Annotated in this window: 13 protein-coding genes; 6 read left to right on the top strand and 7 right to left on the bottom strand. The window is 71.3% G+C overall.

The genetic code is table 11. The annotated features are described in order from the left end of the window. Positions 1-152: 152 nt before the first annotated feature. Positions 153-659, bottom strand: coding sequence for a hypothetical protein (locus tag OG329_RS24295; RefSeq protein ID WP_405798042.1), 507 nt, complete (start codon positions 657-659; stop codon positions 153-155). 182 nt (positions 660-841) lie between these two features. Between OG329_RS24295 and OG329_RS24290 the strand changes: the two genes are divergently transcribed. Continuing rightward, positions 842-1,489 carry a hypothetical protein gene (locus OG329_RS24290; protein WP_405798040.1) on the top strand — a complete coding sequence of 216 codons (648 nt, stop codon included), beginning with the start codon at positions 842-844 and terminating at the stop codon, positions 1,487-1,489. A gap of 30 nt (positions 1,490-1,519) precedes the next feature. Here OG329_RS24290 and OG329_RS24285 read toward each other — a convergent pair whose 3' ends face one another. Further along, on the bottom strand, positions 1,520-3,997 hold the full coding sequence (locus OG329_RS24285) for a PQQ-binding-like beta-propeller repeat protein (RefSeq protein WP_405798038.1): 2,478 nt from the start codon (positions 3,995-3,997) through the stop codon (positions 1,520-1,522). A gap of 246 nt (positions 3,998-4,243) precedes the next feature. Next, positions 4,244-5,029 carry a VOC family protein gene (locus tag OG329_RS24280; protein WP_405798036.1) on the bottom strand — a complete coding sequence of 262 codons (786 nt, stop codon included), beginning with the start codon at positions 5,027-5,029 and terminating at the stop codon, positions 4,244-4,246. A gap of 402 nt (positions 5,030-5,431) precedes the next feature. Between OG329_RS24280 and OG329_RS24275 the strand changes: the two genes are divergently transcribed. Next, complete coding sequence (locus OG329_RS24275) at positions 5,432-6,079, top strand: TetR family transcriptional regulator (protein ID WP_078076684.1); 648 nt, start codon at positions 5,432-5,434, stop codon at positions 6,077-6,079. A gap of 95 nt (positions 6,080-6,174) precedes the next feature. On the opposite strand, the gene OG329_RS24270 is transcribed toward OG329_RS24275, so the two are convergent. Then, entirely contained in the window at positions 6,175-6,789 is a 615-nt protein-coding gene (locus OG329_RS24270; RefSeq protein ID WP_405798035.1) for a TetR/AcrR family transcriptional regulator, read from the bottom strand. A 108-nt stretch (positions 6,790-6,897) separates the two neighbouring features. Here OG329_RS24270 and OG329_RS24265 point away from each other — a divergent pair, with 108 nt between their 5' ends. Next, positions 6,898-7,590, top strand: a complete 693-nt coding sequence (locus OG329_RS24265; protein ID WP_405798033.1) for a pyridoxal 5'-phosphate synthase — start codon at positions 6,898-6,900, stop codon at positions 7,588-7,590. 5 nt (positions 7,591-7,595) lie between these two features. Here OG329_RS24265 and OG329_RS24260 read toward each other — a convergent pair whose 3' ends face one another. Then, positions 7,596-7,979: a winged helix-turn-helix transcriptional regulator gene (locus OG329_RS24260; RefSeq protein WP_405798032.1), complete on the bottom strand. Its 384-nt coding sequence runs from the start codon at positions 7,977-7,979 to the stop codon at positions 7,596-7,598. Positions 7,980-8,095: 116 nt separating this feature from the next. Here OG329_RS24260 and OG329_RS24255 point away from each other — a divergent pair, with 116 nt between their 5' ends. Next, positions 8,096-8,503 (top strand): RidA family protein, encoded by a 408-nt coding sequence (locus OG329_RS24255; RefSeq protein WP_405798030.1) that lies wholly within the window; start codon positions 8,096-8,098, stop codon positions 8,501-8,503. Between the two features lie 57 nt (positions 8,504-8,560). Then, the gene (locus OG329_RS24250; protein WP_405798029.1) at positions 8,561-11,839 is read left to right on the top strand and encodes an ATP-binding protein; all 3,279 of its coding nucleotides are present in this window, start codon (positions 8,561-8,563) and stop codon (positions 11,837-11,839) included. A 630-nt stretch (positions 11,840-12,469) separates the two neighbouring features. Here OG329_RS24250 and OG329_RS24245 read toward each other — a convergent pair. After that, a complete protein-coding gene (locus OG329_RS24245) occupies positions 12,470-13,276 on the bottom strand; it encodes an ABC transporter permease (RefSeq protein ID WP_405798028.1) in 807 nt (268 codons plus the stop codon). After that, complete coding sequence (locus OG329_RS24240; protein ID WP_405798027.1) at positions 13,273-14,304, bottom strand: ATP-binding cassette domain-containing protein; 1,032 nt, start codon at positions 14,302-14,304, stop codon at positions 13,273-13,275. Before OG329_RS24240 ends, OG329_RS24245 begins: the two co-directional genes overlap by 4 nt. 149 nt (positions 14,305-14,453) lie before the next feature. Between OG329_RS24240 and OG329_RS24235 the strand changes: the two genes are divergently transcribed. Further along, entirely contained in the window at positions 14,454-15,602 is a 1,149-nt protein-coding gene (locus OG329_RS24235) for a flavin-containing monooxygenase (protein ID WP_405798025.1), read from the top strand. Positions 15,603-15,618: the final 16 nt, after the last annotated feature.

Raw genomic sequence — 15,618 nt, 5'->3', positions numbered from 1 at the left:
GCGGTGGGGGAGGGGAGCTGCCGCGACCGCGCGCCGTAGGCGAAAGACGTAACACTCGGGGGAAACAGGAGACGACGGCAGTCGGGACCGTTCAGGGGGCCCCGCCTGCCGTCGTCTCTCTTTGCGTGCCTGCGCGCTTTGCGTGTCTTCGGTCAGGTGGCGAGGCGGACGACGTTGTCGACCTTGCACTGGCCGCCGGACGCGCCTTCGTCGTCGGACAGGTCCACCGCGGTGACCTCGACGGTCTCGGTGCCGCCCGCGACGACGTCCGGGATGCTGCCGACGGTGTTGCCGACGGTCGCACCGGCCGAGTCGGTGAAGTCGACCGTGAACGAGTACGAGTAATCCACCGAGCCGCTGTTGGTGGCGGTGATCTCGGCGACGAAGCCGCGGGCGGTGTCGTAATCGCAACTGTCGATGGTCAGATCACGGCCGGCGTCGGCGGAACTGCCGCCCGTCACGGATCCGCCGGTGGTGGTGGAGCCCGACGTGCTGTCGCTGTCGTAGTCGTCGTCGTAATCGCTGTCCGAGTGGCTGCCGCCGCTGCTTGAGCTGCCGGAGCTGCTGGAGCAGCCGCCGCCGCCGGAGCCACGGGCGCCGGTCAGCGCGAAGACGGCGATGCCGAAGACGGCTATGGCGCGGACATGGCGAATTTTCACTTCAACCCCCGTTGAAAATGGTGCGGTTGGTCACTGTTGATGGCCTTTTGTCGGGCGCATGTCACCCTAGCAGGACGCGAGGGGTGCTCGTTACGGGACCAAATCTGGCGGCCCATGGTTCCCGGGCGTAGCGTCGGAATTTGGAAGCTTGTGCTCCGCACGCTCGTCCAAGGAGGCCGTCGATGGTCCGCAACATCATCGGGTCGGTCCTCGCCGTCATCGGAGCCGCCTCGGCGGTCGCGAGCCCGTTCCAGGCCTGGTACGACGGCCGGCACGGCCAGGACTACCGCGTCGAGGACCTGTTCAACGGCATCACCGGCACCAGCTCCGACCTGTGGCTCTCGCTGCTGCTCCCGTTCGTCTTCGCCGCCCTGGTCACCCTGCTCGGGCTGCTGCTGCGCTCGCGGGTGCTGGTGGCGCTGGCCGGGGTGGTCGTGCTCGGGTTCACCATTTTGTGGATGGTGCGCCAGGGGCAGGCCGCCGGGGGCCTGACGCTGACGAGCGACGGCACGGGTCTTGGGCTGGGCGTCGCAGGCGCCTTCGGTGGCGGGGTGCTGCTGCTGATCGCGGCGGTGGTGATGAGCGGCCGGCCGCGGCGCGGAGGTCGCGGAGGTCGCGGAGGTCGCGGAGGTGGCGGAAACCATCGGTACGTCGGGGGCGACCGGGACCGGAACCCGGACCGGGACCCGTACCCCTACCCGGACCGTTCCGGGTACAGCGACGGGTACGACCGGGAGGAGCCGTGGGCGCATCCCCCGCAGGATCCCCCGCCGGATCTCCCGCCTGATCCCCCGCCCGACGACACCACCCGCCGCCCGTACGGGAATTGACGCACTTCACGGAATTGACGCCGGGGTCGGTCAGCGGGCGCCGCGGCCCGTGGCCGTGCCCTTGATCGCGTCCAGCGCGTACACACAGCGGTCCTTGCTGCACGCGTACACCACTCCCCCGCGCGCCACCGGTGAGCCCGTGATCTCGCCGCCCGTCGCCAGCTTCCAGCGGAGCTGTCCGCCGCCGGCGTCCAGCGTGTAGAGGACGTGGTCGGCCGAGCCGAAGTGCAGTCTGCCGTCGGCCACGACGGGCGCGCCGACGACGTCGCCGCCCGCGGCGAAGCGCCACTTGGGCGTGCCGGCCACCGCGTCCAGCGTGTAGAGCGCGGTGCCGCTGCCCACGTGCACGTTCCCGGCGGTGACCAGGACCGGTTCGAGGGACTGACGGGCCTCGGTGGCGATGCGCCAGCGGTCCTTGCCGGTGGTGGCGTCCAGCGCGTACACCGTGCCGAGATAGTCGGCGAGATACACGCCGCCGCCGGTCACGGCGGGGCCGGGCGCGAAGGCGGGCGGTGAGAGGAAGACGGCGGGCGCCTCGAAGTGCCAGCGCACATGGCCGCCGGCGATGTCGATGGAGAGCACGCGGGTGCCCGCCGCCACGTAGACGTACCCGTCCGGCGCGGGGACCAGGCGTATCGGTACGCCACCGCAGGACGCGCCGTCGCCGATGGGATACGACCAGCGCTCGCTGCCGGTGCGCGCGTCGAGCGCCCTGAGGCGGGCGTCCTGCCACACGTACACCGTGCCGTCGAAGATCGCGGGGCCGGCCTCCGGGGTCTCGAAGTCGGTCTGGGCGCCGGTGATTTCCCACAGCTTCTCGCCGTTGGACGCCTCCCACGCCTGGACGCCGCCGCCGCGCGTACCGGTGACGACGGTGCCCCGGTCGGTCTTGAGCGAGTACACCCACGCGTCGGTCTGGAGCCGCCAGCGCTCGGTGCCGTCCGAGCCGTCGAGCGCGTAGAGCGTGGGACCGTCGGAGGCGTGGATACGGCCTCCGGAGACGGCCATCGCCCACGCCACGTCACGGGTCTTGAACTGCCGGCGTCCGCTGCCCACGTCCAGCGCGTGCACCTCGAACGACGTGACGTAGAGCAGATCGCCGTCGACGACGGGGGTGCCCCAGACGTCGTTGGACATCCGGAAGCGCCAGGGCCGCCAGCGGCCCGGCGCGGCGGCGCCGTCCTGGGCGGGCGACGGCGCGGGAAGCGGCGGTGCGGCGGGCGCCTGGACGGTGCCGGGGGGCGGCTCCGCCCCGTTCACCCCGGCGGGCGGGCGGATCCAGCCGGTGGCCGGTCCGGCGTCGGCGGAGGCGGCGCCACGGCCGTCCGGGACGCGGGGGCCGGGGCCGATCGGGACCGGTGAGCCGGAGAGCCTGACCGGGCCGCCGCCGCCGGGGGACCCGCCCTGCGGCGCGGGCACGGCGGGCACGGCGGGCGCCGGGCCCGCGCCGCCCCGGCCACCCCGCTGCCCCTGACCGCCCTGTCCGGCACCCCCACCATCCGGGCGCCACGCGGCGTCCCAGTCGGGCGAGTGCGCGGGCGGCGGCGGGTGGTGCGAGGGCGGGGGCGGCACCGGCGGGCGCGCGGCGGCCGCGGCGGCTGCCGCGTTGATACGCCCGCCACCCCGCCGCTCCTCGATCATCTCGGTGGCGGACGCGGGCAGCCAGGCCGAAGCCGTACCGCTGTCGTCACTGCCCGAGGCGAACAGATGCGGGGCGAGCTGCGACTGGAGATCGGCGGGCGACGGGCGCTGGGTGGCGTCCATCTGCATGCACGACTCGATGAGCGGGCGCAGATCCTCGGACAGCCCCTCCAGATTCGGTCCCTCACGCAGCAGCATGAAGACCGTCTCGACGGGGTTGGCTCCGTGGAACGGCGCGTGTCCGGTGGCGGCGAAGACGAGGGTGGAGCCGAGCGAGAAGACATCGCTCGCGCCCGTGACACTGCGCGAGTCGCGCGCCTGCTCGGGCGACATGTACGCGGGGGTGCCGACGGCCACATTGGTCATCGTCAGGCGGGTGTTGGAGACGCCGGAGGCGATACCGAAGTCGATGACGCGCGGTCCGTCCTCCACGACCAGCACGTTCGACGGCTTGAGGTCACGGTGGACCAGGCCCTCGCCGTGGATGGACTGAAGCGCCTCCGCGATACCGGCGGCCAGCCAGCGCACGCCCTGCACGGGCAGCGGGCCGCACCGGTTGACCATCTCCTCGAGCGAGGGCGCGGGCACATAGGCGGTGGCCAGCCAGGGCACGGCGGCCCGGGGGTCGGCGTCGACCACGGCGGCGGTGTAGAAGCCGCTGACCGCGCGGGCGGCCTCCACCTCGCGCGTGAAACGGACGCGGAACAGTTGGTCCTCGGCCAGCTCGGTGCGCACCGTCTTGATCGCCACGCGCCGGCCCGAGGCCGAGCGCGCGAGATAGACGAGCCCCATACCACCCGCTCCGAGGCGTCCCAGCACCTCGAAGGGCCCGATACGTCTCGGATCGTGCTGCGTGAGCTGCTCCACTTGCCTGCCACCTCCCCGTACGGGCCACAAAGGTACGGCCCCCTGCACCCTGATTCTTCCTGTCTGGCTCGATGGTTGCGAACCCGGGGGCGGATCGGGGTGTCTCACCCTGTTTCGGACAGGAAGTGAGCGAACGACGTCGTACGGGGTGAGTATCACGCCCGTACGAGTCCTGACGCGTACGGGCCAATGCGGGGTTGCTCCCCCTCCCGCACGCCGGCCCCCTCCCCGCGCGCGCCGGACCGCTCACGCGGCCTCCGGCTCCGCCAGGAGTGCGAAGACGGCGCCCTGGTTGTCCGCGACGACGGCGATGCGGCCGTAAGGAGTGTCGGTGGCGGACTCCCTGACCCGGCCGCCCAGTCGCACGGCCTCGGCGACCGTCTCGTCGCAGTCGGCGACGGAGAAGTAAACGAGGAAATGCCCCGGCATCTCCTTGGGAAATGCGTCGGTGATGACACTTCGCCCACCGATCGCCGAGTCACTGTCCGGCTCGGAGCCCGCCGGGGACCACGTACGGAAATCGGCCGGTTCGCCCGGCAGATCCTTGCCGACGAAGCCGAATACCGACTCGTAGAAGAGATCGACGCTCTCCTTGTCCCTCGTATAGACCTCTGTCCAGCAGAAAGATCCGGGCTCGCCCTGCTTTTCGAAGCCGGAGTACACCCCCGGCTGCCAGAGGCCGAAGACCGCGCCGCCGGGATCGACGCCCTGCGCCATCGTGCCGTACGGCCCGACGGCTGTCGGATCCATCACCATTCCGCCCCCGGCCTCCTTGATTCGCGCACCGATCGCGGCGGCGTCCGATGCCGAGAAATAAACCATCCATGCGGTTGGCATTCGCCCGTCCTGCTTCGCGGCGAGGGCGGCGACACGCTTTCCGTCACTGAAAGCATTCGTGTAGTGCCCGTATGCCGCACCGCCGTCCGCGCCGAATGTCCAGCCGAACAGCTCGCCGTAGAAACGCTTGCCCGCCTGAACGTCGGGAAGCGACACATCCACCCAGCACGGCGTGCCTTCCGCGAATGCGGCCATGAGCCCGGATCCTTCCTCCACGTGCGCACCGCCCGAGCGGCGCCCCTTCCGGCCACGCTAATGGCGCATTTCGCCTGGCGCAGGGCGGGGCAAATCGAACAATTGACTAATTGTCCCCCGGTGAGGGCCTGTGCGCACCGAGTTGTCCACCGCCGTTGTCCACAGGCTGTTGATAACACTTTTCCTGGTCACGGCTGTCCGGAGCGAGCCGCTTCGGGCCCTTCGGGCCCTTCGGGCCCTTCCGACGCCCGTCGGCCTCTTCCGGCCTCTTCCGGCCTCTTCCCGTCTTACGGTGTCTTCCGTCTCTTTCGACCTCTTGTAAGGACCCCGGCGATCAGCGGGCGGTTCCCCATTTGCAGTCGGCCGAATCGCGCTCCGATCACCCCTCGGTAAGCTGACGGCATGACAGGACAAGTGCGTACCGTCGACGGCCGCGTGGCCGGTCGGCGCGGCCAGGCGACGCGGCAGAAGCTGCTCGACTGCCTCAGCGAGATGCTCAGCACCTCGCCGTATCGGGACGTCAAAGTCATCGACGTGGCCCGGAAGGCAGGCACTTCACCCGCGACCTTCTATCAGTACTTCCCGGACGTCGAGGGCGCTGTCCTTGAGATCGCCGAGGAAATGGCCAAGGAGGGCGCCGGATTGACGGAACTGGTCTCCGGCCGCTCCTGGGCGGGTAAAGCGGGACGCCAGACGGCGGAAGAACTCGTAGAGGGATTCCTCGACTTCTGGCGCAAGAACGACGCGATCCTCAGGGTCATCGATCTCGGCGCCGCCGAGGGTGACAAGCGGTTCTACAAGATCCGCATGAAGATCTTGAGTTCCGTCACCAACTCCCTTACGGATTCCGTGAAGGAGCTCCAATCCAAAGGCCGGGTCGACAAGGACGTCAACCCCGCCGCGATGGCCGGCTCGCTGGTCGTCATGCTCGCCGCGGTGGCCGGGCACCAGAAGGGCTTCCAGACCTGGGGCGTGAAGCAGGCCGAACTGAAGCCGAATCTGGCGCTGTTGGTCCACCTGGGCATCACGGGCAAGAAGCCGGCGAAGTAACCGCGCCCGCAGGGCACGGTACGGGCGTGCCCTGCGCTCCGTCCTGTCACGCCGGCGGCGGATCAGTGAGCTGATCCACCGCCGGCGCTCCCGTCTCAAGGACCGGACGGACCGGACGGATCGGGTGGGTCGGGTGGGTCGGGCGGCAGCACACGTTCCACCAGCTCACCGATCAGCCGCGCGGTCTCCTCCTCGGAGAAGACACCGGGCAGCGTGAGCCGCTCCACCACCAGCCAGTTGGCGGCCAGATAGATCATCTTGACCGCGTCGGCATCACCGGGCAGCCCGGATCCCAGATGCGCCACGACGTTCGCCTCGACGTCCTGACTGACCCGCGCGGTCAGTACGGCGCGCAGCTCGGGGCGCCGGGTGGCCTCGAGCCGTAGTTCGAGCAGCGCGAGAAACCCGGTCCGGAACCCGGTGACGCGCGCCACCACCATCCGTACCAACTCCGCCGTCCGCTCGCGGGTGTTGGGCCCGGCGAGCAGAGTGGCCGCCGTGGCCTCGTCCGGGATCAGCCGCTCGTAGATCCGGTGGCCCACCTGGTTGAGCAGTTCGTCCCGGCTGGTGAAGTAGTTGGACGCCGTCCCTTTGGGTACGCCCGCCTCGGCGTCGACGGCCCGGAAGGTCAGCCCCCGGGCACCGTCACTGGCGAGCACTTCGATGGCCGCGTCGACAAGCGCCGCGCGCCGGGCCGGATTCTGTCGCATGAGGGCGGTCGCCCCTTTCCGTTGCTGCCATTGGTACCACTTCAAATGTAGTACTACATCGTAAGTGGTTCCGGGGGGCGTACGGGACCGGCACGGTTGAATGAGCCCATGAGCAACGACGAGAGCGACGAGCAGCAGGCGTTCCGCGCGGTTCTGCCGGAGCTGCGGGTCTGGGACACCGACCTGCCGGTCTTCGATCCGGCCGACGTACCCGACGTACCGCTCGTGCTGTTCCACCGGTGGTTCGTGGAGGCGGTGGCGGCCGGGCAGGCCGAGCCGCACGCCATGACGCTCGCGACCGTCGACGGCGACGGGCGGCCGGACGTACGCACCCTGCTCCTGCACGACGCCGACGACCGCGGCTGGCACTTCGCCTCCCACGCGACCAGCGCGAAGGGCCGCCAGTTGGCCGCCCGCCCGTGGGCCGCGCTCGGCTTCTACTGGCCCGCGCGGGGGCGGCAGATCCGGGTACGCGGCGCGGTGAGCGCCGCCGGGGCGGCGGAGAGCCGGGCCGATCTGGGCGTACGGTCCACCGGCGCGCTGGCCGCCGCCCTCACCGGGCGGCAGAGTGAAGTGCTCGGCTCCACCGAGGAGTTGGCGCGTGCTTCCCGGGCCGCGTGGGACCGGGCACGGGCCGAGCCGGACGCACCGGCGCCGACCTGGACGCGGTATGTGCTGGCCGCCGACGAGGTCGAGTTCTTCCAGGGCGACGCCGGGCGACGCCATGTCCGGCTGCGCTATCGCCGTACGGCCCCGGACGACGGTGGGGGCGGCTGGTCGCGCGAGCTGCTGTGGCCCTAGGCGGCCTAGGCGGTCTCGAAGCCGGCGCGGGAGGTCTCGATATCGCCCAGATAGCGGTGGGTCCAGTCGCACATCAGGTCGACCGTCGCGCGCAGGGCGCGGCCCGGTTCCGTGAGGGTGTATTCGACCTTCGGCGGCACGGTGGGGTGCACGGTCCGTACGACCAGGCCGTTGCGTTCCAGCATGCGCAGATTCTGGGTCAGCATCTTGTGGCTGATGCCCTCGACCTCGTCGCGCACCTCGCCGAAGCGCAGGGTGCGCTCCCCCAGGGCCTCGATGATCAGCAAGGCCCATTTGTTGGCCACGTCCGAGAAGATCTCGCGTGCCAGTGAGTCCGCGCGCCTGAGGTCCGCGTCCTCGGGCGAGCCGCTGAACTGCTTGGTCACCATCAGGTTCCCCAGTCACCAGAAAGTGCGTTCTTCCATGTCAGCGCACACTCTCCTACGGTTCCTGAGTAACCACAAGTGACCGGCAAACAGACCCGAACAGAAGGCGGACAGCAAGCATGGCCATCAGCCTCGTGAACCCCACCGGACTCCCGGAGATCGACGTCTACCACCAGGTGTCGATCGCGACCGGCTCGAAGCTGGTCTTCATCGCCGGACAGGTCGCCTCGGACGCGGACGGCCGCACGGTCGGCGAGGGCGACCTCGCCGCCCAGGTCGAGCGGTGCTACCTCAACATCGGCACCGCCCTGGCCGGGATCGGCGCCTCTTTCCAGGACGTGGCGAAACTGACCGTGTACGTGGTCGACTGGACACCCGACAAAATGCCGCTGTTCCTGGACGGGGTCGCCCGCGCGGCGGCGCGGTTGGGAATCACCCCGGTACCGCCGGGCACCCTGCTGGGCGTCGCGGCACTGGACGTACCCGAGCATCTGGTCGAGGTCGAGGCCACCGCCGTCATCGACTGAACGCGCTCGTAAGGCGTACGAAGACCCCGGCCACCGCCCACTCGGTAGCCTGAACAGGTGACCACCGAGCTCCGACTCCTGTCCGAGGTGTCCTACCGGGGCCGGCAGATCACCGGCCCCCGGCTGCACGCCCTCCTCGCGCTCCTCGCCGACGACCTGCGCGCCGGCCGGGGCACCACGGGCCTGGTGGACGGCCTCTGGCCGGAACCGGAGGAGCGGCCCGACCACCCCAGGAAGGCGCTCCAGGTACTGGTCTCGCGCACCCGCGCGCAGTTGGGCCCCGAGGTCGTCGTCAGCACCCCGACCGGCTACCGGCTCGCCCTCGGCGAGCAGCAGGTCGACAGCTCCGCCGTACTGCTCAGCGCGGCCGAGAGCGCCCGGCACGCCCGCGCGGGCGACCACCCCGCCGCGCTGCACCACGCGGAGGCGGGCCTCGCGCAGTGGGACGGGCCGGGGCGGGGAGGGGTTGACGGGGCCGAGGGGTCCGGCGACCCGGCGGCCGACGACCCCCTGAGCGCGCTGCGCCGCCGACGCGCCCCGGCCCGCCGCTCCCTGGCGCGGGCACGGGCCCTCGCGCTGTCGCGGCTCGGCCGCCGTAACGAGGCCGTCGACCCGCTCGCCGCCGTCTTCCGCGATCACCCGCGCGACGAAGAGGTCCTGCTGGAGCTGCTGCGCTGCCAGGAGACGACGGCGGGCCCGGCCCAGGCCCTGGCCACGTACGACACCTACCGCCGCGCCCTGCGCCAGGAGCTGGGCACCGATCCGGGCGCCCCGCTGCGCACCGCGTACCAGGAACTGCTCCGCGCGCGGACACCCGTCCTGCGGCACGGCGTCGCCCACGACCCCAACCCCCTCATCGGCCGCGACGACGACATCGCGGCCGTCGCCGAGCTGGTGCGCTCCTCGCGTGTCACCTCGATCGTCGGAGCGGGCGGGCTGGGCAAGACCCGGCTCGCGCACGCCGTGAGCCGCCGGGCGCAGCAGCGCGTCGTACACCTCGTCGCGCTCGCCGGAGTCGGCACCGACGACGACGTCGCGGACGAGGTCGCCGCCGTCCTCAGCGCCCGCGAGGCGCGGCGCGGCGCGCGCGGCGGCCCCACCGCCCCGGCGGACGTACTGGTGCGGATCGCCGGCGCGCTGGGACCCGACCCGGTCCTGCTGGTCCTCGACAACTGCGAGCACGTGGTGCGCGGTGTGGCCGAGATGGTGCGGGGCCTGGTGTCCATGACCCGCGATCTGCGCGTACTGACCACCAGCCGCGCCCCGTTGGGCCTCTCGTCGGAATCGGTCTATCTGCTGCCGCAGCTCGATCTGCCGACATCCGTCGAGCTGTTCGAGCGCCGCGCGCGGGCCGCGCGGCCGGATGTCGACCTTCCCCCGGACGCCGTCGCCGAGGTGTGCCGCCAGCTCGACGGGCTGCCCCTCGCCGTGGAACTCGCCGCCGCGCGCGTACGCGTCATGTCCGTCTCCGGGATCGCCCGGCTCCTGGGCGACCGCTTCGCCCTGCTGCGCGGCGGCGCGCGCGACGCACCCGCCCGTCACCGCACGCTGCACGCCGTCGTGGAGTGGAGCTGGAATCTGCTGGACCCGGCGGGGCAGGCCGCGCTGCGGGCCCTGTCGGTCTTCCCGGGCGGCTTCACGGCGGATGCGGCGTACGCGCTGCTCGGGCCCGTCGGGTCGCGGGACACCCTCGGGGTTCTGGAGGACCTGGTCGACCAGTCGCTGCTCAGAGTGGTCGACGCCCGGACGGGCGCGCGGTTCCACATGCTGGAGACCGTACGGGAGTTCGGTACGGCCCGCCTGGAGGCGGCGGGCGAGACCGCGCGCGTGACGGACGCGTTCCTGGCCTGGGCGTACGGCTTCGGCACGGCCCACCACCAGAGCCTCTTCGGCGCCGAGCCCTTCGCGACCGGCGAACTGATCAAGACCGAACAGGACAATCTCCTGCGGGCGCTGCGCCTGGCGCTCGCGAAGGGGGACGGCGCGACGGTGGCGGCCACGACCGCCGTGCTCGGCGGCGTCTGGATCATCGAGTCCGCGTACGCGCGGATGGCGGTGCTCACGGAGGAGACCGCGCGGACGCTGTCGCACTTCCGGCCGGGACCCGAAGCCGTCGAGATCACCAGGACGGCGCTGACGGTGTGCGTCGCGTACGCCTTCGTCACACGGGGGCAGCGTGCCACGCGCGCGCTGGTCGCCCTGCGCCAACTGCCGACGGCCCCTGCGGACACCCTGGTGCGGGCGATGGTGGCGGCCCTGGGGGCGGGGGCGGGGGCGGCGTCGGGGGCGGGGGCGCGGGCGCGGGCGGGTGGCGGTCGTGGCTCCGAGCCGCTGCTGACCGTGCTCACCAACTGCTTCGACAGCTTCGCCCGCGAGGCCGAGAACGACCTGGCGGGCGCGCTGGCCGCCGCCGAGCGGATGCTCGACGCGGCCGATGTCGTGACGGTCCCATGGATCTGGGTCATCGCGCGGTCCCGCGTGGGTGTGCTGTACGGGCGGACCGGGCGGCGTGAGCGGGCACGGAGCCATTTCGCGGCGATGCTGCCGGTACTGGAAGGGTTCAGGTCCTGGTCGGACGTGACGGGGATCCAAGCCGCCCTGGCCCTCACCGACCTACAACTCGGCGACGTCGACAACGCCGAGCGGCGGCTGGACCTGGCGAGGCGGTATCCGGCGGGCGACGAGACCGTGATGACGTTCGGTCTCGGCTCGGAAGGGGAGTCCGGTCTCGCGTTCGACTTCGCGGTACGGGGCGAGATCGCGCTCGCGCGAGGCCAGGTCGACACCGGGCTCGGGCTGTGGCGCGAGGCCCTTGACCAGGTGCGGCTCCTTGTCAGCCAGATCCTGATCGCCGATCGCGCGCTGGATCTGTGGGCGGTGGAGATCCGGACGGCCGCCGTGATCGCCCACGCGCGGCACGGCCGCCTCGACCTCGTCGCGGAGACCTCCGCCGAACTGCGGCACTCCCTGGACAAGTTGCTCACCGGCCCGCTCACCACGTCGCCGCTGTCGCTGTTGGAACTGCCGGCCTGCGGGGCGCTGTTGCTGGCGCTGGCCATGGTTGACCTCGCGGGCGAGGACGTCGGCGTGGCCGCGCGGCGGACTGCCGCCCGGCTGATCGCGCTCGCCGAACGCTTCCACTTCCTCCGGGAGTTCGAGCCGACCATGTCCCCGGCCCGAGCCCGCCGCGAGGCGGAGCGGGCCGACGCGGCGGCGTACGCGCGAGCGTCGTCGGCGTTCGCGGCGCTGGGCCACGAAGCCCTGCGCGGGGCGGCGCTGGAGGTACTGCGGGAGCGGGACGGTGCGGTGCGGCGGGGCTGTGCCGGGGAGGGATGACCGGGTCCGTCCGGTGGCCGGTTCGTCCTCAATCGCCGGACGGGCTGGGGTGGTTCCGGCCGGAAGAGGGTTGTCCTCAAACGCCGGACGGGCTTGATGGACCGCCGGCCGGGCCGAAATTCATCCGGCCGGTCGGTGGTGTCCTCAAACGCCGGACGGGCTGGACTGGCCGCCGGCCGGGCCGAAATTCCTCCGGCCGGAGGGTGGTGTCCTCAAACGCCGGACAGGCTGGACTGGCCGCCGACCGGGCCGAAATTCCTCCGGCCGGAGGGTGGTGTCCTCAAACGCCGGACAGGCTGGACTGGCCGCCGACCGGGCTTGAAAGACCACCCGACGCGCTCGAAATCCTCCCGCCGGTGAGAGGCGTCCCCAAACGCCCCGCAGGCATGAAACACCGCCCGGCCGGGCCGGAAACCCTCCCGCCGGTCGGTGGTGTCCTCAAACGCCGGACAGGCTGGACTGGCCGCCGGACGGGCTTGAAAGACCACCCGGCAGGCTCGAGAAGGAGACCGGGCGGGCTGCGGTTGGAGCCCGTCCGGCGATTGAGGACAGAACACCCAGCCCGTCCGGCGATTGAGGACAAAGCACCGCCGCCCAACGAGACCCGCGGCCCCGGTCACGGGGTCAGCGTCAGCGGGGCGCCGGGTCGCGGTTGTAGAGCTTTCGTGACCACGCGTACCCGAGCACGGCGATACCCGCGCTCCACGCCACGGCGAGCACCGCGCTGTCGCCGATCTCCGTGCCCGTGATCAGGCCGCGCAGCGTCTCCGTCACCGGGGTGAAGGGCTGGATGTCCGCGAACCAGCGCAGCGCCGTCGGCATCGAGTCCGTCGGGACGAACCCACTGCCGAGGAACGGCAGCAGCGTCAGCGGCATGGGCAGATTGCTCGCCGTCTCGACGCTCTTGCTGACCATCCCCAGCGCGACCGACAGCCAGATGACGCCGAAGGCGAGCAGCACCAGGATCCCGAACGCCGCGAGCCATTCGAGCGGCCCCGCGTCGGAGCGGAAGCCCACCAGCAGCGCGACGCCGATCACGATCCCGATCGTGATCACGGTCTGGATCAGGCTGCCGACGACATGACCGGTCAGCACGGAGGCACGGGAGATCGACATCGTACGGAAGCGGGCGATGATGCCCTCGGTCATGTCCATCGCGACCGAGATGGCCGTCCCCTGGGCCACGGCGGCGACAGCCATCAGCAGGATGCCGGGGGTCACGTACGCGATGTAGTCGCCACGGCCACCGCCCGAGCCGCCCGAGCCGCCGGAGATGCCCGCGCCGAGCGCGCCGCCGAAGACGTAGACGAACAGCAGCAGGAAGATGACCGGCATCCCCGCCAGCATGAGGGTCATGGACGGGTAGCGCATCATGTGCCTCAGGCTGCGGCGCAGCATCGTCGCGGAGTCGGTCACGGCGTAGGTGAGAGCGCTCATCGGGTCACGGCCTTCTCGGTCAGTGGGTTTTCGGCGGTCCCGGTGGGCCGGCCGGGCTTCGGCTGTCCGGTGAGGGCGAGGAACACGTCGTCCAAGTCGGGTGTGTGGACGGACAGTTCCTCGGCGTCGATCGACTCCGCGTCCAGCAGGTCGAGCAGCGCGCGCAGCGATCGCACCCGCCCGTCGCTCGGGACCTGGAGCGTGAGCGCGTCGTCGTCGCGCGGTACGTCGTCAAGGGTCCGGGACAGGGCCCGTACCGCCGTCTCGTACGTCGGCACGTCGGCGAAGCGCAGTTGGACGTGGCCGCCGGGGATCAGCCGTTTGAGTTCTTCGGGTGTGCCGTCGGCGACCAGCGAGCCGTGGTCCAACACCGCTATGTGGTGGGCGAGTTGGTCGGCCTCTTCGAGGTACTGGGTGGTGAGGAAGATGGTCACGCCGTCGTCGGTGACAAGGTCACGGATGATCTGCCACATGGTGCGGCGGCTGCGCGGATCGAGTCCGGTGGTCGGCTCGTCCAGGAAGATGACGCGCGGATCGCCGACCAGCGTCATGGCGAGGTCGAGCCTGCGCCGCATGCCGCCGGAGTAGGTCGACGCCAACTGCTTCGCCGCGTCGGCGAGATCGAACCGCTCCAGCAGTTCCGCCGTACGCCGCCGGCCTTCCGTACGGCCCAGATGGCGCAGGTCCGCCATCAGGTTCAGATTCTCCGCACCGGTCAACAGCCCGTCCACGGCCGAGAATTGACCGGTGACGCCGATCGCGGCGCGTACGGCGTCGGTCTCGCGTACGAGGTCGTGACCGGCGACGCTCACCTCGCCCGCGTCGGCGCGGATGAGTGTGGACAGGATCTGGACGGCGGTCGTCTTGCCGGCGCCGTTGGGGCCGAGCAGCGCGAAGACCGTGCCCTCGGTGACGTCGATGTCGATACCGTCGAGGACGAGCTTGTCGCCGTACGACTTGCGCAGTCCCCGCGCGCTGATCGCGCTGCGAGCAGTGCGAGCAGTGCGACGTGTGTGGTCGGTAGTCATGCCGGAAGCGTGCGGGGCGTCGCATTCACGCCGCTTTCACGGCGGTTTCAGCCTCCGCACCCAGGACTTACCCGTACGTGACCGATTCGCAATCGATTCCCATCTTGACCGAGACCCAACAAGTGCTCGCTCGATTACGCTCAGCTTCCATGGCCAGCGACATCGACCTCACCAACGACCGCCCCGTGTATGTCATCGGCGGCGGACCTGGCGGTCTCGCCGTCGCCGCCGCCCTGCGCGCGCAGGGTGTACGAGCCGTGGTGCTGGAGAAGTCCGAGGCGGTCGGGGCCTCCTGGCGCGGTCACTACGACCGGCTCCATCTGCACACCACCCGCAAACTGTCCGCGCTGCCCGGACTGCCGATGCCCCGGTCCTTCGGCCGCTGGGTCTCGCGCGAGCACATGGTGCGCTATCTGGAGAAGTACGCGGAGTTCCACGGTCTGGAGATCGTGACCGGCGTCGAGGTCACCGGCATCGAGCGTTCGGCGGACGGCGCGAGCTGGCTGCTGCACGCGACCGGTGGCCGGGAGCTGACCGGGAGCGCTGTCGTCGTCGCCACCGGCTACAACCACACGCCGCGGCTGCCGTCCTGGCCGGGCTCTCAGTCGTACGGCGGTGAACTGCTGCACGCGGGTACGTACCGCAACTCCCGTCCGTACGCGGGCAAGGACGTCCTGGTCGTCGGCGCCGGCAACACGGGCGCCGAGATAGCGGTCGACCTGGTGGAGGGCGGCGCGGCGCGGGTACGGCTCGCGATCCGTACCGTCCCGCACATCGTGCGCCGCTCCACCCTCGGCTGGCCGGCGCAGCGCACCGGCATCCTGGTCCGGCGGCTGCCGACGCGGCTGGTCGACCGGGCGGGCGAGATCATGTCCAGGATCGCGGTGCCCGATCTCGCGGCTCAGGGGCTGCCGCGCCCCGACACCGGGCTGTACTCGCGGGTGCGTGAGGGCGCGATCCCGGTGCAGGACGTGGGGTTGATCGCGGCGGTGCGCAAGGGTCGCGTCGAGCCGGTCGCGGCGGTCGAGTCGTTCGACGACAGCAAGGTGGTGCTGGCGGACGGTTCGCGGATCTCGCCCGATGTGGTGATCGCCGCGACCGGCTACGACCGGGCCCTGGAGTCCCTGGTGGGGCACCTCGGCGTACTGGACGAGCGGGGGTGCCCGGTGGTGCGCGGCGCGCGCACGTCCGACCGGGCACCGAGGCTGTACTTCACGGGCTTCACGAATCCGATCAGCGGGATGCTGCGCGAGCTGTCCATGGACGCGGAGCGGATCGCGAAGGCGCTCAAGTCGTAGGCGCTCAAGTCGTAGG

Source organism: Streptomyces sp. NBC_01506 (genome assembly GCF_045040295.1).
Classification (GTDB): domain Bacteria; phylum Actinomycetota; class Actinomycetes; order Streptomycetales; family Streptomycetaceae; genus Streptomyces.
This window is presented reverse-complemented; position numbering and strand designations above follow the sequence as displayed.